Annotated in this window: 18 protein-coding genes; 10 read left to right on the top strand and 8 right to left on the bottom strand. The window is 34.2% G+C overall.

The window, feature by feature from the left end; genetic code table 11:
- The first annotated feature begins 129 nt into the window (after positions 1 to 129).
- Both JML65_RS05785 and JML65_RS05780 read left to right on the top strand, forming a co-directional pair.
- Positions 130 to 1074, top strand: coding sequence for a pentapeptide repeat-containing protein (locus tag JML65_RS05785; protein ID WP_202270177.1), 945 nt, complete (start codon positions 130 to 132; stop codon positions 1072 to 1074).
- Between the two features lie 45 nt (positions 1075 to 1119).
- Positions 1120 to 1338 (top strand): DUF4287 domain-containing protein, encoded by a 219-nt coding sequence (locus JML65_RS05780; RefSeq protein WP_047486426.1) that lies wholly within the window; start codon positions 1120 to 1122, stop codon positions 1336 to 1338.
- Positions 1339 to 1475: 137 nt separating this feature from the next.
- Here JML65_RS05780 and JML65_RS05775 read toward each other — a convergent pair whose 3' ends face one another.
- The 3 genes from JML65_RS05775 to JML65_RS05765 form a co-directional block, all read right to left on the bottom strand.
- On the bottom strand, positions 1476 to 2264 hold the full coding sequence (locus JML65_RS05775; protein ID WP_047486424.1) for a PhzF family phenazine biosynthesis protein: 789 nt from the start codon (positions 2262 to 2264) through the stop codon (positions 1476 to 1478).
- A 193-nt stretch (positions 2265 to 2457) separates the two neighbouring features.
- Positions 2458 to 2994, bottom strand: a complete 537-nt coding sequence (locus JML65_RS05770) for a DUF3575 domain-containing protein (RefSeq protein ID WP_202270176.1) — start codon at positions 2992 to 2994, stop codon at positions 2458 to 2460.
- An 89-nt stretch (positions 2995 to 3083) separates the two neighbouring features.
- Entirely contained in the window at positions 3084 to 4238 is a 1155-nt protein-coding gene (locus JML65_RS05765; protein WP_202270175.1) for a helix-turn-helix domain-containing protein, read from the bottom strand.
- A gap of 243 nt (positions 4239 to 4481) precedes the next feature.
- Here JML65_RS05765 and JML65_RS05760 point away from each other — a divergent pair, with 243 nt between their 5' ends.
- Positions 4482 to 5567, top strand: coding sequence for an alpha/beta fold hydrolase (locus JML65_RS05760; RefSeq protein WP_202270174.1), 1086 nt, complete (start codon positions 4482 to 4484; stop codon positions 5565 to 5567).
- 320 nt (positions 5568 to 5887) lie between these two features.
- Here JML65_RS05760 and JML65_RS05755 read toward each other — a convergent pair whose 3' ends face one another.
- The 3 genes from JML65_RS05755 to JML65_RS05745 form a co-directional block, all read right to left on the bottom strand.
- Positions 5888 to 7372, bottom strand: coding sequence for a GNAT family N-acetyltransferase (locus tag JML65_RS05755; protein ID WP_202270173.1), 1485 nt, complete (start codon positions 7370 to 7372; stop codon positions 5888 to 5890).
- 217 nt (positions 7373 to 7589) lie between these two features.
- Positions 7590 to 8642 (bottom strand): serine hydrolase domain-containing protein, encoded by a 1053-nt coding sequence (locus JML65_RS05750; protein ID WP_202270172.1) that lies wholly within the window; start codon positions 8640 to 8642, stop codon positions 7590 to 7592.
- A 155-nt stretch (positions 8643 to 8797) separates the two neighbouring features.
- Positions 8798 to 9922 (bottom strand): helix-turn-helix domain-containing protein, encoded by a 1125-nt coding sequence (locus JML65_RS05745; protein ID WP_202270171.1) that lies wholly within the window; start codon positions 9920 to 9922, stop codon positions 8798 to 8800.
- A gap of 729 nt (positions 9923 to 10651) precedes the next feature.
- Here JML65_RS05745 and JML65_RS05740 point away from each other — a divergent pair.
- The 3 genes from JML65_RS05740 (at position 10652) to JML65_RS05730 (ending at position 12829) form a co-directional block, all read left to right on the top strand.
- Positions 10652 to 11659 (top strand): OmpA family protein, encoded by a 1008-nt coding sequence (locus JML65_RS05740; protein WP_202270170.1) that lies wholly within the window; start codon positions 10652 to 10654, stop codon positions 11657 to 11659.
- A 167-nt stretch (positions 11660 to 11826) separates the two neighbouring features.
- Positions 11827 to 12309 carry a hypothetical protein gene (locus JML65_RS05735; RefSeq protein ID WP_202270169.1) on the top strand — a complete coding sequence of 161 codons (483 nt, stop codon included), beginning with the start codon at positions 11827 to 11829 and terminating at the stop codon, positions 12307 to 12309.
- A complete protein-coding gene (locus JML65_RS05730; protein ID WP_047486412.1) occupies positions 12284 to 12829 on the top strand; it encodes a helix-turn-helix domain-containing protein in 546 nt (181 codons plus the stop codon). The genes JML65_RS05735 and JML65_RS05730 overlap by 26 nt, the downstream gene beginning before the upstream one ends.
- Positions 12830 to 12965: 136 nt before the next feature.
- On the opposite strand, the gene JML65_RS05725 is transcribed toward JML65_RS05730, so the two are convergent.
- On the bottom strand, positions 12966 to 13787 hold the full coding sequence (locus tag JML65_RS05725) for an alpha/beta fold hydrolase (RefSeq protein WP_202270168.1): 822 nt from the start codon (positions 13785 to 13787) through the stop codon (positions 12966 to 12968).
- 277 nt (positions 13788 to 14064) lie between these two features.
- Between JML65_RS05725 and JML65_RS05720 the strand changes: the two genes are divergently transcribed.
- From JML65_RS05720 to JML65_RS05705, 4 genes are all read left to right on the top strand, one after another.
- On the top strand, positions 14065 to 14655 hold the full coding sequence (locus JML65_RS05720) for a Crp/Fnr family transcriptional regulator (RefSeq protein WP_202270167.1): 591 nt from the start codon (positions 14065 to 14067) through the stop codon (positions 14653 to 14655).
- A 183-nt stretch (positions 14656 to 14838) separates the two neighbouring features.
- Positions 14839 to 15231 (top strand): Rid family hydrolase, encoded by a 393-nt coding sequence (locus JML65_RS05715; RefSeq protein WP_202270166.1) that lies wholly within the window; start codon positions 14839 to 14841, stop codon positions 15229 to 15231.
- A gap of 542 nt (positions 15232 to 15773) precedes the next feature.
- A complete protein-coding gene (locus JML65_RS05710) occupies positions 15774 to 16883 on the top strand; it encodes a serine hydrolase domain-containing protein (RefSeq protein ID WP_202270165.1) in 1110 nt (369 codons plus the stop codon).
- A gap of 236 nt (positions 16884 to 17119) precedes the next feature.
- On the top strand, positions 17120 to 18082 hold the full coding sequence (locus JML65_RS05705; protein ID WP_202270164.1) for a beta-1,6-N-acetylglucosaminyltransferase: 963 nt from the start codon (positions 17120 to 17122) through the stop codon (positions 18080 to 18082).
- Positions 18083 to 18391: 309 nt separating this feature from the next.
- On the opposite strand, the gene JML65_RS05700 is transcribed toward JML65_RS05705, so the two are convergent.
- Entirely contained in the window at positions 18392 to 20293 is a 1902-nt protein-coding gene (locus JML65_RS05700) for a reverse transcriptase domain-containing protein (protein WP_202270163.1), read from the bottom strand.
- Between the last annotated feature and the right edge of the window lie 115 nt (positions 20294 to 20408).

The following is a 20408-nucleotide window of genomic DNA, read 5'->3' as shown; positions in this document are numbered from 1 at the left end:
ATACTACTATACGTTGTCAAATACAACTGCAAGTAGTGTAATTACAACTAAGAGTATCTATAATCCTGATAGATATGGATAATCCTGGAGCTATCTTTGTCCTGTCAAAAAGACTAAAAATACAAGAATATGGATATAAAGAAACTAGGCGATAAAATCGTTCAGGCACGAAAAGAAAACAGAATGTCCCAGGCGCAGCTTGCACAACTTTTATTTATCAGTCCGCAGGCGGTTGGAAAATGGGAGCGTGGAGAATCAGTACCTGATTTTATTACCATTAACCGTCTCTCTGAAATTTTTAATTTAGACCTTAACTATTTTTCAGAGAATACACCTGCTCAAAAAGAAGAGTTGGCCATTAAAAATAGGGCTAATAACACTGACCAAACTGGGCAAAAAAATAATGCAGAGATGGCCCCTTCAATTTCTGTAAGTGAACCATTACTGACTAATTTTAGCGGAGGAGCTTTTGTAGGGACAGATTTTGCTGGAGTAAACGCTCCGGAGAGAAAATTTTGGGGAAGTGATCTGAAAGGAGTAGATTTCTCCGAAGCAGATTTAAAAGGCAGTTCTTTTAAGAACAGTGATGTGAGTGATGGTAATTTTGAAGGTGCGGATCTTACAGATTGTGTGCTGGCTAATAATAACCTCTCTGGAACAAACTTTAACAAAGCTGTTTTAGTCCGAACAGAGTTTTCCTCATCTGATCTTACTCACGCAAGATTTACCGATATCAACTTAATTGATGTAAAGATGGTGAGCGGTGATCTGAGAAAAACCATTTTTGAAAACTGCGAATTTGACGGGGTAGATTTTAGTTCTTCAGACATGAGCGGGCTGTGTCTTGATAGACAGCTTTTCATTAATGTAAAATTCGATAATGCCTGTCTAAAAGGGGTTTCTTTTAAAGGTGCTGCATTAAAAAATGTTTCTTTCCGATCAACATTTGCCCTTACCAACAGATATTATAAAACCCTTAAAAGTATTGATTTTGATGGAGCAATGATGGATAAATTAACCTATGCAGCCCTTAAAGGAGCTGGGGTAGATTTACCGAATGTAACAAAAGTATAGACACTTAATAATTAGAAATAAAAAGTAACCAAAAAATAAAATATTATGTCATTTCAAACTTACATTAAAAACATTGAAGAAAAAACCGGAAAGTCCCGTTCTGATTTTGAAAATTTAGCTGCTGACAAAGGATTTACCGAAGAAGGAAAACTAAAAAAGGGAGTAAAAGCAACAGAAATAATCAATTGGTTAAAAGAGGATTTTGAATTAGGGCATGGGCATGCTACTGCTATGTATGCCTATATTAACGGAAAGCGTGAATAAAAATAAACTTTTATACCCTTACAGTAATAGGCACCTATTTTCCTAAATAAGTGCCTATTATAGTTGATGAACCTGAAAGGAATATTTTCAGATTACTTTTTTATAAAATTGAGTTGTTGAGCTTAATCAAAACAATACTATTCTATCCATAGATGTCCTGTAGAATAGGTTCTGGCTTTACCTGCCACAATCACTCTTTCATTTTTATTTTCACAAAAGAGCTGGCCGCCTCTTTCTGATAGCTGGCGGGCGAAAAGCTTGTCTTTCCCCAATCTTGATGACCAGAACGGAATAAGCGAGCAGTGTGCAGAGCCTGTTACCGGATCTTCAAGAATTGACGACTGCGGGGTAAAATATCTTGAGACAAAATCACTGTCAGTACCTGCCGCTGTCACCACAACACCTCCCGGATCCAGATTGATGAGGTCAAAAACAGATCTTTCAATTTTTATTTTTTTGATGTCTTCTTCAGACTCGTATACCAGGACATAGTCCCTTGATTGGAAGACTTCCTTAGGCTGTATATTCAGAGATTGGGCTATAGCATCCGGAAGAGTGGATGCTTCAGGCATTCTTGACGGGAAATCCATATAATAAAATCCGTCTTTTACATCCACGGTTAATTCTCCGCTTTTGGTTTCAAAAACAATTCTGCTGTTCTGATAGTCTAAGATGGAAGCTAAGCAATGAGCCGTAGCAAGGGTAGCATGCCCGCATAAATCCATCTCTATTTCAGGAGTAAACCATCTCAGGTGAATGGTATCGCCATTATCAATAAAAAAAGCGGTTTCTGCCACCGCATTTTCACGGGCTATTTGTAAGAGAGTCTCATCGGGTAGCCAATGCTGTAAAGGAACAACACACGCAGGATTTCCATGGAAAATCTCATCTGTAAACGCATCTATTTGATATAATTCTAACTTCATGATTGATAAAATTTCTGTCCGTAACAAAGATAATTTATTTCCCGGACTGACCTTGGGTTGAACGGTATTCTTGTGAAGAAAGTGCTAAAGGAAAAGCATAAAATCCCAACTTTTGTCAGGATTTTATTCATTCTTTAATTTTGTACTTTATCCGCCGCGAACAAAAGGCTTCTTATGCTGCAGTTTTTAGATATTAAAATCGGTAGCCAATACTCAATCCATATTTTGCAACCACATCATGATCTGTTTTGCCTGCATTGAACATAAGTTTTCCGTAGCCTAAGTTGGCTTCAACAACAAATCCTTTTTTTGTAATCAACTTCCAGCCAAGGCCAGCACCCAGTGCAAGATCATAAACATCTTTATTCTCAGTGAATGTCACGTTGTCTGGTGCGTATATTTTTTTCCCATCAATGGAAGTGAACATTCCAAATCCTTCGACAAAAAAACCGGAAGCATATTTTTTTCCAAAATAATATCTGTAATAAGGGGAGATGTTGTAATTCATATCCTCATTTTTTGTCTTATCGTAAACAATAAATGTAGAGACCCCCAATGATGAATGTTTGTTGAGGTGTCGTTCAAAACCTACTTCCACAGAACCGGATAACGGCGCAAGTAAATTCAGTTTAATTTCATTGTTTTTCTGATAAGGATCACCCGTTTCACTTTGAGCATTAACAGAATAAAAAGCAAACAAAATGATGAGTAGTGAAAAGTTTTTTTTCATAAAAAAGTTATTTGAATTATTTAAATGCAAAACTCAAATAATTCAAATTACAACAGGTTTCAAAAGCTTAAAAATGGAGAAAATGGTACTTATTTAACAGTATTTTTATATTCATTGGGAGTCTGACCCGTCACTTTTTTAAAGGCTTTAAAAAAAGTTGTTTTTGAAGTAAAACCCGCTTCTAATCCCATTGTCAATAGATTATAGTTGTCATATTCCGGATCTGATATCATTTCCTTAACAGCTTCCACCCGATATTGATTGATATAATGAGCAAAGTTGTCTCCTGTGATCGTATTTACAATTTGTGAAACATATCCTGCGCTTATGCCTAGTTTTTCAGCAACTTTTTCTCTGTTTAATGTACTGTCTGTATAAATGTGCTTGTCTTTACAAAGAAGTTCCAGTTTTTGAAAATAAAGATTGTCAGCCGTTATAGATTCTCTGGATTCTTCGGCAGTGTTATTTTCTTGCGTTATACTGCTTTCGGCAGCTTGCAGATTAGGATGTATAATAACCAAATCGTTGTTTAGAAAATGGTAGACAGCATCTTTGTTTTTGGCAAGCTTATATTTGTAAATACCTATATAGGCTGTCCAGTGCATGATAAATGTTGCCGATAAAGCCAGTCCACTCATGGTAGAGGAAATGTCTATTCCAAAAAAGAAGCCAGTCATATACGTAATTAGCCAGGTAGATAACAATAAATAGAGGGTGGTTAATAAGGTAATTACCCATCTTTTCTCTTGTGGGTCTTTTAAGTGCCTTATCATAAAATAAGAGTAAAAAGGTGGAAACAGGATGATGATAAAGGCAAATAAAAGCTGAATCAGCATAAGTATATTGATGATGAAAATGCCTGAATTTGTGATTTTATAAATCCCTAAAATATCATTAAGATGGTATATAATAACAAAAGTAGAGGAATAGATAAAAGGAATGTAATACAAATAAGCTCTTTGTCTGTTCTTTATGGTATCATCAATTCGGTTTATTATAAAAAGGAAGATGAAGACGGGGAGTAAAAATATCCACTCAATATAGTCCAGAAAACGTAGCAAGGGATAGGACTTAAATGTACCTTCAATTTCAAAAACATAATTCAGTAAAACCATGGAAAGTGCAAATAGTAAGTAGGCTAAATACTTATTTGACTTACTACTGAATAAGGAAGATTTTAAAATAACTACTCCTAAGACGATTCCCTGGAAAATTGCAATATTTAAAAGTGTTGTATAAATCAATTTTTTATAAAAAGGGAGTTAAAGATTTGGTTGAGTATATCACGGTTTAAATATAGCTCTTTCATACGGAAAACAGGGCAAGAAAAAATGAATGAACAATGAAATGAGTGTTATGATACTTAATAAATTTACTATATTGTTACTGTGAAACATAAACGATTGCCTTACAAGTCGTATCGTTTATGTATCGGAAAATAACCATCGTAAATACTACCAATCAAAACAAAGTAAAACATGTGAATTATGAAAAAAAAGATCATTCTATTGCTTTCTTTCATAGTCTATTTATCGGCAGCAGCTCAAAAAAACGCTTCCGTAGATTCCATAACACAACGGAATTTGTTCCAAAGTTTAAAACCGGAATTTGAGAAATACGAAAAACAACACGGAAATTATATCCAAACCAATAATGTAAGAATGCATTATTTGGAATGGGGAGATAAAAAAAATCCAACACTTATTTGGATTCCCGGAACGTATAGCAATGGGTATGAACTGTACGAAATAATAGATCAATTGGTAAAAATGAATTTGCATGTCATTGCCATTGATTACTACGGTCATGGATTTACGCCTATTTCTCAAAAAAATCTGTCTATTTATCACGTTGCAGATGACATTAAATTTCTTTTAGATACAATGAAAATCAAAAAAGCAATTATCGGAGGCTGGTCAAGAGGAGGAACTATCAGTTCGGCATTTTATGATGCTTATCCGGAAATGGTTCAGGCTCTTATTTTAGAAGATGGCGGTTCTGTGGCTTGGGATTTTCAGACAAAGTCGGCTAATATTGGAAAAGATATTGAAGAAACGAAACAGTATTATGCCAACAAAAAAACACTGGTCTTTGATAATGACTTTGATGCGTATTGGTTGATGTATAATAATTGGGGGATAAAAGGAAAAGAAAACGAGAAACTGAAAAAAGAAATTTTCACTTCTTATGCCCGAATAAAGAAAAATACAAACGGAAAATATGAAATAAATCCAGGTGCAGAAGAACTTACCGGCGAGAATTCAGCAGAAGAAAACATTGCCATTATTTACACTCCTTTTACTTCTAAAACGGCTTTTGGTGCTTCAACACATCAATTAAATCCTAAAATAATTTATCGAAATCTAAATACACCTTTGCTCATTTTCGACCCTGTCAGTAAAAATGATTGGTTCGATTTTAAAGAAGAAAATGATAAACTTACTGAAGAACATAGGCCTTTTATTGTTCACAAGGTATATGAAAACACATGGCATGGTGTAAAAGACGAACGCCCGAATGAAGTAGTGAATGACATTAAAATATTCTTATTAAATAATAAACTGATCAAATAAAAATTACCTCTGCTGCGTAAAGTCAGGAGACTTCTGAGAGCTAGGTAAAACCAATTTATATTAATACTGAAGGCTTTTTTAAAGAATTGGGCAATCAGTTCAACTGAAATGTTTGATTTATTTGGATATAAAATAACTTAAGTTTTTTTAAGAGAATAATGTATAGAAGCTGTTGCAAAAATATTTCTGGATTTCTAGCTGTTGAAATAATATTGTATAAGGGCGGTGTTGGGTATGTAGGTGGATAATGGTTTGATTTAATGGAAGATATATCCGATACGGTTGGTGAACAAATCCGGTGATACCGGTTATGTTAATACCTATGTTGGACGGGATAAGATATAGGTGAGCATATTTGGAACATTGATGTGTGTATTTTTAAAATGAACCGGAGCTTGTTCAAATCCCAGTTTTTTAAGCAGGCTCACGGAAGATGGGTTGTCACCGGAAGGGAATGCGATTATTGTTTCAACGCCCATGACATCGAATGCGTATTTGAGTATCCGGACAATAACCTCTCCCATAATCCCTTTACCTTGAAACTTTTCGAGCAGTTCATATCCGATTTCCACAACTCCTTTTGTTGTATCAAAGTTCCAGAGGCACGCTACTCCGATCAAAGCGGGGTTCTCCTGATGTGACACTGCCCAAAATATACATTCATTTTTATTGATCATAAGATCAATCTTACCAATATATGCAATGGTTTCGTCGATACTTGCACAGGGTGTCCTTCCTGTCAACGCAGCAACTTCAATATCCGAACGCAGCTGATAGATTTCTTCTGCATCATTCAATGAAAGCCTGCGAAGAATCAATCTGTCGGTTTCTAATACCGGGAAATTTGAAAAGTTTGGTTGGTGCATTAGGTGTGAGGATCCGATTTTTTCTTTAAAGTTAAATTTTGGATGATACAAACCGTTTGTGAGTGCCACAACTTCTGTAAATAAATTTTTGATAAACACTACATTTTTCTCTGCTGCAGCCAGATCAACCTCCAAAATAGCATTTACTTTTTCTTCCAGATTGGCCGGAGCCATTGCCGCGTTTGAAAGCAATTGAACAGCATATTTATCACTGATAGGGTAGATTGAGTTCAAGGCAAATAAAGCCTCTGTGATGCTTTTTAGAGCACGTGTAAAGCAACCTAACAGATTATACATATCCTTTTGCATAGCAAAACCATGGGCATGAGCCAATGTAAACTCAGCAGACCAAAGAGCCGTATTTATAACACTTGCTTTTAACGCTTGGGGATAGGTTGCTGAGATTTGTTTTAAGCGGTGTAAAATTTGCTTCGGATCAATTAACGGAACGCAGGATACACATTCTGCTAGATAAGTCATCGTAGTAAATCCGTAGGGTGGCTGTTGTTCATAGTGGTTCTCCCATTTCCCAGATTGAGCTTCAGTAATGGTGTTTTCTACCTGATTGATATTGCGATATAAAATATCTATTTTTCCTGTTTGGGTATAGATCCAGGCCCCACCATTTATCCATGGTCCCCATTCGTAAAAACCTACTACTACAGAATCATCATTTATAGAGTATTTTCGGACAATTTCTTTTATCATTTCGATCGAAAAGGGTTCCTTTTCGTAGTAATATATCCCTAAGTCAATATCTGAGCTTTTATTGGCCCTACCAGTTGCATGTGAACCGCCCAATGCAATAGCTTGGATGTTCTCTATTTTGCTTAGATCTTCCGTCAGATGCATAATAAGCTGCTTTTTTGCATCTGTTAAACTTGATATGTCTTTTAAAATCATTTTAAAATCATTTTTAGATTTTATAATTTTCTTCACCCAGGTACATTAAAGGAGAAGGGTGAAAGAAATAGTTCCAATAGAAATCATTAGAATACTACACAAATCAAAAGAGATATTTGAAACGCCTGCTTTTTTCTGAAATTCGGGCATAGCTCAATATTGTGTAACGCTAAAGGTAAAGAATTTTAAATAACGGAGTAAAGGGGGCACCTTCGTTAGGTGAGTACTTTACCAAACCACTGTTGTGTACTGTTTATTTCTTAGTTTTCATTATATCATCATACAGGTTATCCACTACTTTTTCTAAAATTTCTCCAGTTTCATTAAAGCTGGTGTTGGTCAGTATGGATATCCCCATATTTTGTTTAGGATAGATCACCAACCAGTTTTGCATTCCGTAGATACCACCGTGGTGTCTGTACATTAATTGATGATCATTTTCTATAATGTACCAATGATAACCTTCCCAAAAATCGGAACCTTCTTTGTATAGTTTTTTATTAGATTCTTTGACAATAAGATTGGATGGGGCAAGTTGCAGTTTCATATATTTCACCAAATCTGTAGTCGTAGAGTGTAATCCTGAAATTCCACCCCATAAAGTTCTGTTGAAGTTGGGCATTAGCTCGTTTTTATCGTTATAGCCTTTTACCAGTCTTGTTCTGTCATTTTCAGTGAGTGTGAACTTAGTTTGGTTCATGTTATTGGGCTTCAAAATAAATTCAGTGACCAATTCCTCAAAGGGTTTTTGATATACTTTTTCAAGGATATAGGCGGTCAGCTCCGGGGCAGTGTTTGAATAAGAATAGACTTCTCCAGGCTTCGTTTCAATCTTGATGAGTTTTAATCCTTCAAAAAAAGCCTTTTTATTTTCGCTTTTTATTGGGAAATTAGGAAATCCACTGGTATGGGTGATGAGGTGTTTGATTCTTATAGGTTCACCTTTATACTCTAAATTGGGATAAGGTTCATCAAGATAGATTCTGATATCATCCTCTAAATGTATTTTTTGATCAAGTACGGCTTTAGCGGCTATATACCCTGTAAAGGTTTTGGTTACAGAAGCTAATTCATAAAGGGTAGAATCGTTGGGTTTGTTTCCTTTACCAATCGTTAATTCTCCAAAATGTTGTATAGTGGATTCTCCATCTTTATACACAGCAATGGAAACAGAATGAAATCTTTTGTCCTTTAATAACTGAAGAGCATTTTTTGTAATGGCATCTTCAACATTTTGTTGATGGGTTGGGTGAACACTTTTACAGCCAAGTAAGGCAAAAAATAAAATAAGGGTTACATATTTCATGGTCAGAATTTTAATTTGACATTCATAATCTGATGCAAATATGCTGTAGAGAATCTTGAAAAAAGTCCGTATAAAAAAGTCGGACTCATTTTCATGAATAGAATGAGTCCGATTATTTACAATCCAAAGTTCGATTTTTTACAATTAATTAATTATCAACTGTTTCTGAATGCGGTTGGCGTTTGATTCGTATATTTTTTAAAAGAGGTATGAAAAGAAGATTTTGAATTGAAACCTACTTCATACAAGATTTCCAGCACCGTATATTCTTTTTTTGTGGGATCTTTCAGTAGGGTCATTGCTTTTTTAACGCGGTATTCATTCACAAAATCAAAAAAGTGCTGATTGAGGTGATGGTTAATTAAAACAGACAACTCACGAACAGGAATATTCACCTGATCTGCCAATTCCTGAATCGTTAATGAAGGCTCCAGGAAAGGTTCTTTTTCAACCATGAATTTTCTAAGCTGTTCGATCTGAGAACTTTTTGTTCCGTCGGTTGTATGTTCAGTTTCTAATGTTTCAGCAAAATCTTCTGTCGGTTGTAAGGTAGAATCAATTCTTCGAAAAAGCTCAGGATAATTTAATGCCTTTAAGATAAACCAGCAGGCAGCCAGTAAAAAGGAAGCTCCCGCTACAATATGGATCCAGATAAACAGATCGTTGTATGCTGTATATCGTATGATATTTTTAAAAATAATACATACATGGATGAATAGGAAAATCAAGGTAAGCTGAAACAGCCATTGGTATAACAAGGTGTTGGGATTCGTATAGTTTTCAAGATAAATCTTCTTATATTTTTTAAGCACAATGAATACGGCGACGATATAAAAGAAAAACTGCAGTTCCCCGATGAGTTGATACACAAACATTTCAGGGGATTGCCACATCGTTGTAAAGAAGTCCTCTTTAGCAGCACCTTCTGCCAGATAAAGCCTTGGAACTAAAATTAAGTTGGCCACAATAAAAGGAATAAGATGCAATAAATGCTTTCTTTTTAAGGTGAAATCAGAATAACAAACAGCATTCACATACAGATAGAAAAGAGGCATTACCAATAAGTAAGCAGATATTTTGAAAGCTTTCAGATTATAACTCTCCACAAAAAGGTGCATGAAAATTCCACTGATATCAATGGCATTAATGATAAGGAACGCTGCAAATAACCTGCTTTCCAGTTTTCTTTCTGTTTTTACCGTTAACAAAAATACGGCAAGCAGCAGCGATATAAAAACAGCAATCGCAGCAATAACTTCCAGAAAACTTAATTTGTCCATTAGTTTTTTTACAAAAATAGGATATAAGTGATAAAGAAAAATAGATTTTGTGGATAAGAATGTTTCTGCTACGCAATGAATTTTTTGGAGTGTTTAAACTTAACCACAAAAGTCACAAAAGTTTTTATTTTTTTAACACTTTAGAAAGCTTAAGGAGGTACTGCATATTTAAGTTCACATAAGATGAAAATCTTTGATTTTCAAAAAAACTTCAGTGTACTTTTTATACACAACGTATATAACTTAAACAGCTTAAGTGTTTAAAAAATCTTTTGTGACTTTTGTGGTTTAATAAAAAAATTAGACAGTGTTAGTATTTTGATGCTGGTCTGCTATGCAAAGTCTCCCGACTTTGAGCTAGTAGAATAACATCATTTCTTTTAAAGTGCTCCAAAGTCAGGAGACTTCGGAAAGCTAGGGAACAGGAAGAGGTCTATTTATCCATACGCTCCGACGAATCAACAAAGTTGATTTTTTCTTTGCTCTCTTAAAAATCAGCAGTTTCAAAAATAAAAACTTTGCGTCAAAAAAATATCCGTACATTATCTTTTAATCGCTAAAATCCTTAAATCTAGGTACTTTCCCATTCGCATTTTATTTGTAAGTTAGTGCCGCAAAAAAAAAATAGTATAGAAAATATACAGAACAATTTTGATGAAGAAGAATTAGAGCTGTCTTATTGCTCACTATTTGAAAAAAATTAAATACCAAAAACCTAAATTTATTACAATGAAGAAGACACTGATTATTCTATCAATAGGCGCTTTATTTGCTGCCTGTAACAAAAAAGCTGAACAAAAAACAGATAGTGCACAGGATACTGTTGCCATAGAAGATGGCAGAGCTGCAGAAAAATCTCCGGGAGGAGCTACTCAATTTGATATCAATTCAGTACCGGTTTCCAATGCTGAAGTGGGTGAATTGCCCTTTTTCAGTTTTCCCAAAGGGCTGGACTTCCAAAATAAACCGGTACAAAGAAGCTATGATATGCTGTTTTTTCCACTTAAAGGCGTAATGACACCAATAGAAGGGAAAGTATGGAAAACGTACGTAGTAAACGGAAAAAGTAATACAGAAGAGTGGTCGTTGCCTTATTTTTTGAAAAGTTATGATGATGCCATTACAAAAGTGGGCGGTGTAAAAATATTTGATGGTAAAGTTTCTCAGCAAGAGCTTGACAGAATAACACCAGAGGCCAAATATTTTGGAGAGGAAGGTTCTATAGATTACTGGAATGAACCCGTAAAAGTATATATCATAAGAAGACCCAATGGCGATGATATTTATATTCAGCTCTATGGAAATACGGCGACCGGAGCCATACAAATTCTACAGAAAGCACCGTTTGAACAAACGATTTCGATATTAAAATCCGATGAAATAAAAAAAGAATTGGATGCAAAAGGCAAAGCTGTATTGCATATTAATTTTGATACAGACAAAGCAAGCTTACAATCCGATGGCAAAACAGCCGTAGATGAAATCACAAAAGTCCTGATAAACGACACCCATCTAAAACTAGCCATTAACGGATATACAGATAACAGCGGAAATGATGCCCATAATATCCAACTCTCAAAAGATCGTGCTACAGCAGTATTGAATGCGATAACTACTTCAGGTATCGATAAAGTAAGACTTTCAGCAGAAGGCTTCGGCAGCAAAAACCCGATTGCAGATAATAGTTCTGAAGAAGGGAAGGCGCAAAACCGTAGAGTAGAGCTGGTGAAAAAATAAGATAAATCCTACAGTAATAGAAAACTGTAAGTTGTTTTGCTTAAAAAATCGCAGCTTTGATATTACCAGATAAACATCAAAGAGACAACAAAAAGAAACCAGGTAATACATATTGGTGATAAAAGTTTACGTATAACGTAAACTTTTTTTTGTATATTTGTTAAGCAATGTACGTATTAAATAATATTACGGGTGAGAAACAGGCTGCAACAATAACTAAAATTGATGCTGCTGAAATTTCGCAAATCAATAAAACCAAACGGTTTGATTTTAATTGGAACAAAGAAAAAGCCTTTAATGTTTATAAGTTAACAGTAGACGGTAAAGAAGAACCAATAGGGCTGTTATCAATGGAGGAACGACCACAGGATTATGCTTTGGAAATTAGGCTTTTGGCGGCCTCCAAAGAAAATATTGGTCAATCGCAGGAGTATAGCCGAATTGCTGGTTGTCTTATTGCATTTGTATGCAAAGAAGCATTTAAAAAAGGGTTTGAAGGATTTGTATGTTTAAAACCAAAAACAAAGCTTGAGCAACATTATAGGCAGCAATATGGATTTCAGTCAACTAAAATGTATTTGATCACTGAAGGCGAAAATTCATTAAAATTAATTCAGAAATATTATGAAGACAAACAGGAAAGAAATTAAAGAAACAAATTTTTCAAAGTTTACAGGTGAAGAACTTGCGGATGCTTTTGTCTTCCCTGCTGATAAGATTTTGAGTGCGAAGGAGAAAAAAGAGGAAGATGACTTTTGGAAAGCTCGCCGAGACCGATTTGAAAATCGTACTCCCAGAGAAAAAATGTATTCAAGATTGTTACAACTAAAGTTTCAATTGGAAGATTATATAGATAGCAGCCAATATGTGGAAGCTCTTAATTTTGGTTTTTTTTTAAATGAGTATGTTAGCAGACAAGATAAAAAAGATAAGGACTTTGCTGTTGAGGTAGATGTTAAGCCAGCTGTACTTAGCCAATATATTAATAATCACCGAAAACCGACAGATGAGTTCATCATCAGACTTGAATTACACTCCAACGGGATGATTCCTGCGATAAGTTGGTTTAAAGTTATTCAAAAAGATAAAGAACATGAGATCATGACAAGTCAGCAACTAAGAGATGAAGAAAGTAAGCATGTTAAAAATAGACTTGGATTTGCTTATTAACTTTCATTTCTTGCTCCAAAGTCAGGAGTCTTCGGAAAAACGGGTGAAAGAATTAATAACTGTTTTCCTAATGATGTAATCTAAAAATAAAGAGATGAATCAAACTGATTCATCTCTTTATTATATTGCTCTTTTATTAAGCTTCAATAAATTCTAAAAGATCTTTATTAATTGTTTCGTGTTCCGTAGTTGGCATTCCGTGAGGAAAACCGGGATACGTAATCAGTTTTCCGTTTTTCAATAGTTTTGCAGATTTTATAGCAGAATTTTCGATAGGTACAATCTGGTCATCTTCACCGTGAAGCACCAAAACCGGAATATCCACAGCTTTCAGATCTTCAGTGAAATCAGTTTCAGAAAATGCTTTGATTCCCTCATAATGAGCTACAATACCACCCATCATTCCCTGTCTCCACCAGTTTCTTTGTACACCGTCTTTTACATTGGCACCTTCTCTGTTGTATCCATAGAAAGGGAAAGTCAGATCAAAATAAAACTGGTTTCTGTTATTCAAAGTCTGCTCTCTGATCCCGTCAAATACTTCCATTGGAACCCCGTCAGAATTATTTTCACTTTTTACCATTACCGGTGGAACAGCACTTATTAAAACTGCTTTTTTTGCTCTGCCATTGGCATATTTATGCACATACCGGATCACTTCACCACCTCCTGTAGAGTGTCCGATGTGTACAACATCTTTCAAATCAAGGAATTCGACAAGTTCTGCAGCGTCAGAAGCATATTGCTCGATGGTGTGATTATAGATGTTCTGGCTTGAACGGCCGTGGCCTCTTCTGTCATGGGAAATTACTCTGTACCCTCTCTGTAAGAAAAAGATAACCTGTGCATCCCAATCGTCAGATGATAATGGCCATCCGTGGTGAAACATCAATACAGGTCCTGCTCCCTGATCTTTATAAAAAATCTCTGTTCCGTCTTTTAATGTAAGTGTGCTCATAGTTTTAAATTTTTAATGTTAATTGATATTTTATTTTATAATTTTTTGTTGTCTTAATTCTTTAGCAAATGTAGGACAGTTCGCTTTCACTGAAATTAATCTAGTTTAATTTCGTACCTATTGATAATAATTTTTTTGTTTGGACCGTTTAATTGGCTTTCAAATCCAATCTTTTCTTCAGATCATTATTAAATATTAGTATTTTGGTATTATCAAATTGCTTCTGAACTATGAATTTTACAGGCTTTTTGCTAATTTGCAACTGTAAAATAAATGTATGTTTCAAAATATTATCAAAAACATCTCACGATTTGTTACTCTAACTCCGGAAGAGGAAAATATATATGAAGGTTTGCTGACCCTTCAGAAGTACCCGAAGAAAACACATCTTCTGCGCGAAGGGGAGATTTGTCAGTTCGAAGGGTTTATAAAAGAAGGCTGTGTGCGAACCTATTATCTTGATGAAAACGGTTTTGAAGTAACTCTTCTGTTTGCTGTTGAAGACTGGTGGATTACCGATATTGATTCCTTTAATAATAAAACACCCTCGAAGATTTTTATAGAAGCCCTGGAAGACACCGAAATTTATATGTTGAATCCGGAAACCAAAGAGGAACTGATGCAGAAGGTTCCGAAGTTTGAAAGAGCATTCCGGCTGATGATGCAGCGGTATGTGGTGACGCTTCAAAACCGACTGGTTAACACCATTTCTCAACCTGCTACAGACCGTTATCTGGAATTTATAAGGGTGTATCCTAGCATTCCGCAGCGTGTAGCACAGTATTATATTGCATCATACCTTGGTGTTTCAAAGGAGTTTGTAAGCACCATCAGGAAACGTTTAGCAAACAAAGAGAAACAAAAATAATACATAGAAAATTTTCCTTTCCAGGAGAGGCTGTGAAAAATAAAAAATATGAAGGGTGGTTTATACAGAATGTGTAAACCACCTTTTTTATTTAGAGTAAAAAAAAAGTAATTTATTAAACCAGTTAAATTTCTAAGATTTTTATCAGTTCTACATTTGCTGTATTAATTTAAACAATAAAAAATGATACAGGAAAACAAAACAGCAGAAGGCTTGGGAATGCCTTGGGAAGATATCTATGGATACGCACAGGCGGTAAAAAAAGGAAATACCGTTTGGATTTCCGGTCAGTTGGGCCATAACAAGAATGGGGAATTGGCAGAAGGAATGGAAGATCAGATGAAACAAACCTATGCCAATATCAAAGAATTATTGTCAAGATATGATATGACGATGGAAAATGTGGTGGAAGAAGTTATCTATGCAATGGATATGGCAACAGCGTTTGAGGCGAGGAAAAACTTCAAAACAGAATTTTACAATTACCCTAAATCTGTAGCCAGTACAATGGTTGGAGTAAGTGGACTTGCATTGCCGGGACAGCTAGTCGAAATTAAAATTGTGGCAACTGTATGAGTTTACAGTCTTGAATTTTTGGTCCTTTTGTTTTAAGACAAAAGGACTTATTTGGCGTTTCAAAGGAGTTTGTAAGCACCATCAGGAAACGATTAGCCAATAAGGCAAAATAGATCAATAGTTTAACATTATAAAATGCCGGATACGAAAAATATCCGGCATTTTTTTTCGCGGGAAATTCCTGCAATAATAGAGAATTGTAGACTGTTTTGCTTAAAAAAATCCCAACGAAAGCTGGGATTTTTTTTGTTTTAATTTCTGCTGTGCGAAGACTTCTGACGTTGAACTTGTAATAAGATTATTTTCTTTAAACTTGTTCCGAAGTCAGGAGACTTCGGAGAGCGGAGGGCTGGCGATGGGATGAGAATAAGGCTTTACTTCAAGAACAACTATTTTGTAAAGCCTTAAAAAATTGCAGGTCAGACACCAAACAAATAAAAATACCGGCAAATAAGTACCAATTTATGCACTTTTAAGCTTTTGAAACCTCTTCTCATTTTTCTTAGGTGAATTTTGCATGTAAATAATTCAAATTACATGTTATGAAAAAGTTTTTATTACTAGCTGTTATTATTTTTATGACCTCATGTAGCCATGACGATTCACCTGATAGAAAAGCGCAGGCACAGCAAAAACTTAATGCAGCTTTGTCCAACTTCCCAGGCTTAAGCCTTAGTGTAAAGACAGCTTCCGGGAATTATACCCTGGTTGCAGGAGACGCGGTAATTAATGAAAAGCCGATGGCCGCTTCTGCACTTCACTATATGCAGAGTATTTCAAAAACCTTTACCGCAGTTGCTGTCATAAAGCTGGAGGAGGAGGGCAAAATTAATCTCGATGCCAAAGTAAACACCTATCTTCCTAGCATTTGTAATCATCTACCCAACGGAAATATCATTACAGTAAGGCAGCTGCTTACGATGACATCAGGGCTTCCTGATTATTTGGATAGCGATCAGTTTTTAAACGATGTGGTTGCAGGGCCACTGCCTATGACGAGCGAACAGGTATTGAGCTATGTATACAATCAACCCGCAAAATTTGCACCCGGTACCTCATTTGGGTATTGCAATATAAATTATCACCTGCTGGCTCTTATTATTGATCGTGTTACTCAAAACGGACATCGAAAGTATATTACGGACAAAATAATTAACGCCATTGGACTTTCCAATACCTATTATATAGCAGGCTCGGCAAGCACTACCGCTCCCGTAGGAACAACGGCTAACTATCTGCAAATAGACGGCACTTTTACCGATATGAGCAAGTTGCAACTGGGTACAGTACTTACCCTCATTGGTGATGACGGTATTGTGGCTTCCGCTCAGGATATCGCTGGATTTTACTACAAGCTGCTCCATGACAAAACGATAGTATCACCCGCATCGCTGGAAGAAATGAAGATTGCAGTTAATGAGCAGGGTACTCCTACATATGGCTTAGGGCTGCATTTTTATAAAACCAATGGTGGCCTGCAGGCAATCGGCCATGAGGGGAGTGGTGTAGGAGCCGGTGCCTATGCTTTTTATTTTCCTTCCAAAAATACCAGTGTCGTCCTGTGTACAAACACGGGAACGCTTATCGATGCTATAAAAGAGGAACAGTTACGGGCATTGTATGAGGAAATTATAGGGATATTACTTCAGTGAAAACTAATGTAAGCCACTACCTCTCGTTCCTTACTTACGGAGATATTATATTTTATCAACAGTCCTTCAAATTTTATTAATCCGTTCTTTCATAAATCAAAGCTTCAGCGGGTTGAAAATATTTTTTATTTTATTATTTCCAATAAAAACAGTTTAAATTTCGTATATTTATAAAAATGTCTATTAATACTTTATGAAATAAGTTGTAAACATTAGTAATTTTTAAATTAAATAAAATGAAAAGTGTTTATGTAAGCGAAAGCGACGGACATAGAATTGGTGAAACTCCAATGAAATCAATTAGTATAGCATACTTAATTTTAGTACATCGCTTACCGAATCAATTTAAGAAGCTTTTTAAAGCGATCTACGATTCTACTAATTTCTACCTTATTCATATTGACAAAAAAGCCAATCAGGAAATTGGTAAAGATGTAAAGGATTTTTTAAAACAATATCCGAACGTACATATCCTAAACAGTGAAAATGTTATTTGGGGAGGATACAGTATGGTTCAGGCTGAGTTGGATGGTATAAAATACCTGTTGAGTATGGATGCAAAATGGGATTATTTTATCAACCTAAGCGGGCAGGATTATCCGTTAAAATCACAAAAAATCATCAAAGAGTTTTTATCGAAAAATAATGGTAACAGTTATATTAAAATTGATAATCAGGAAAAAATAAGACCTGAAACGATGAATAGAATTGAGAACTATTTTGAAGAACTGGAAGATCGTATTTCTGACAAAACTCATAAGAGAGGCTTCATGAAAGATGTCATACCTTATATCGGAGGGCAATGGATGATTTTGACGAGAGATTGCTGTGAATTTATCAATAGCAATGTTGAGGTTAAAAAATTTGAAGACTATTATTTAAATACCTTAATTGCTGATGAATCTTTCTTTCAAACCGTTTTAATGAATACTTCATTTACAGGGACTTTAGTGAATGATGACAAAAGAGCAATTATCTGGATTCCCGACGGAGATATCAAATTACGTCCTAAAACATTCACCAAAACAGATATCAGCTTTCTCCAAACAGGAAATCATCTTTTTGCCAGGAAGTTTGATGATAATGTAGACAATAAAATCATTGATTATATTAAGATGAAATATGATGAGCCTTTTAAAACATCAGTAAAAATAACCCATGTGAAAAATATGGACAGAAATTTTAAGCATCTCAACTAAAAAGAGTATTGAAATTCTAATAAAAAACCTTTATCAAACTTGATAGAGGTTTTTTTATTGCTGGTAAAAACAGGGACATCTCTGCTGCGCAAAGTCTCCCGACTTTGAGCTGGTAAATAAGATTATTTGCTTAAAACTTGCTCCAAAGTCATGAGACTTCGGAGAGCGGGGTAAAAATAGGGACATCTCTGCTGTGGAAAGTCTCCCGACTTTAAGCTAGTAAATAAGATTATTTCCTTTAGGCTTGCTACAAAGTTGGGAGACTTCGGAGAGCGAGAGAATTATATGACAACTTTCTCAATATTGCTGTTATATAAAATCCTGAATTTTCTTTAGAAGTTTATTCAACTTGCTCTTATATATAAGATATTCCTCTTTGTTTACGGCCCAACTTTCCATAAGCTCTTCTCCAGGATGAGATATATTATTTTTATTTCGACGATCAAAAAACTGCATTGAGAAATTAATTTCTTTAATTGATAATCCTAAACTATCCAGAAAATCAGTCACATTTATTTGGTTGTACTTTTTAAATTCTCTAGCATTTTTATCGTTAATAAAACAGTAATAGTGATAAATATTTAGTAGATGATTAAAGGCAAGATTGTATTTTCCTTCAATTTCAGCTGTGGTTAGCATTTTTATTTGTTGCATCAAAGTATCTTTTGTCGCAAGTATGTTTGGATTAATAGATATATCATTATGATTATGTATAGTTATATTCTTATCTAACATTCTTTTAATGAGGTTTAAATAACTATTACATTCTTCAATATCTATAATTTCTTGATTAAATGCTGGATCTGGGACATTTGAAAGTAAATATTTTTCAAGCAGAAATAAATATTGTGGATTACTTAATTTAAAGTCTTTCTTATCATTTAAAAAATCTTTAAGTAATTTGTTTTGTTTGGAATGTTTCAATAAATAAATTAACGCTTGAGTACTTGATAATGTCAAAACAGGATACCAATTAACAAACATTTGATCAACTAACACTTTTGCATTTGTTGTACCTAAATATTGTTTTAAGGAAGTAGAAAAAATCTCTTTAAGTTTATTACTGTTCTCGGTAGTTATTGAGATTTTACCGGTTGTCCTATAGTCCTTCTTAAGTTTTTCCACAATTTCTTTAATTTCTGTAAGTTTATCTAGTGGTTTTTGTTCTTTTTTTAAACTTTCAGGAATGCTGATGATTTTCTCTTTTTTGATAAATTTTTCAAAATCATCATTGTCACTAATTATAACTGCTTGAGTTTTTAGTTCGTTGATTTTTAAGTCTAGAGTTTCATGTAGAAATTCAGAAATGCTTGTAGTAATGTCGAAAATTTCATCACCAATTATATTATTTTTAATTCCTTTATTCCTTTTGTAAATAAGATAAAAATCGTCAACGTATCGAAAATATACAAAATCCTCTTCTCTTGAAATTTTTAGATTTTGAACAAAATTATCCAATTCAAAAAGATATAGGTAACTCAAAAAATTAGAAAGAATATTTTGGGAAAATAACGGGACACCTCTAAGTGATTTGTTTATGAATAAAAATAAGTTTTTAATTTCTTCGATTGTTGAAATGTCGAAATTGTATCGTTTGGAATTTGATGGGACTGCAAATTCCTGTATAATGTCAATTAGAATTTCAATATTAATTGACTTAAAATAATCTTGAATGTCGAGTTTAATTATTATAGCTTTCTTTTTTTTATTTAAGATATTTTCAATTTGATTGTTAACTTTATTATTAAATTCAACGTAGTCACCTTGATAGTATAGAATTGAATTTTTAGGGATTTCAAAATTTATTTTTCCTCCATAATAGGTAGCGATATTGTCTCGTTTTTCTTTTTTTGTTTCGATTGCTTCATAGGATTCTTTTATTAAGTCAAAGATGTAAAAGCCTAAAGAATAATATAGAACTAACATTTGAAATGATAGAAAATTGAATTTCCGTACACCATAAACTCCTTTGGGGATAAGATAATCAATATTAAAAAAAATGTTATTGTTGTTATAAAGCATATCTTTTTTGATAAAGTCATCATAAAATTTTTGACTGTCAAAACTTTTTATAACATTTTCATTTCTGTAAATTTCAAATTCAAGTGTTTTAAAAGAAAATTTATCATCTTCTATTTGTAACTTTATTAATTCAAAGGCTCTTTCTATGTGATAAACCTTTAAAAAATTTCCAATATTATGTTTTAGCATATTTGTGATTTATGAATTGCTTTTGGTTAAGATATTAATAATAAAAGCTATATCTACATGGGGAACTTACAGTATCATTAATTATTCTACTAAAATTAATTATAAAGTGCTAATT

The organism is Chryseobacterium sp. KMC2 (genome assembly GCF_016756935.1).
GTDB classification, from domain to species: domain Bacteria; phylum Bacteroidota; class Bacteroidia; order Flavobacteriales; family Weeksellaceae; genus Chryseobacterium; species Chryseobacterium rhizosphaerae.
Note: the sequence above shows the minus strand (reverse complement) of the source record. Positions and strands in the feature narration are given on the sequence as shown.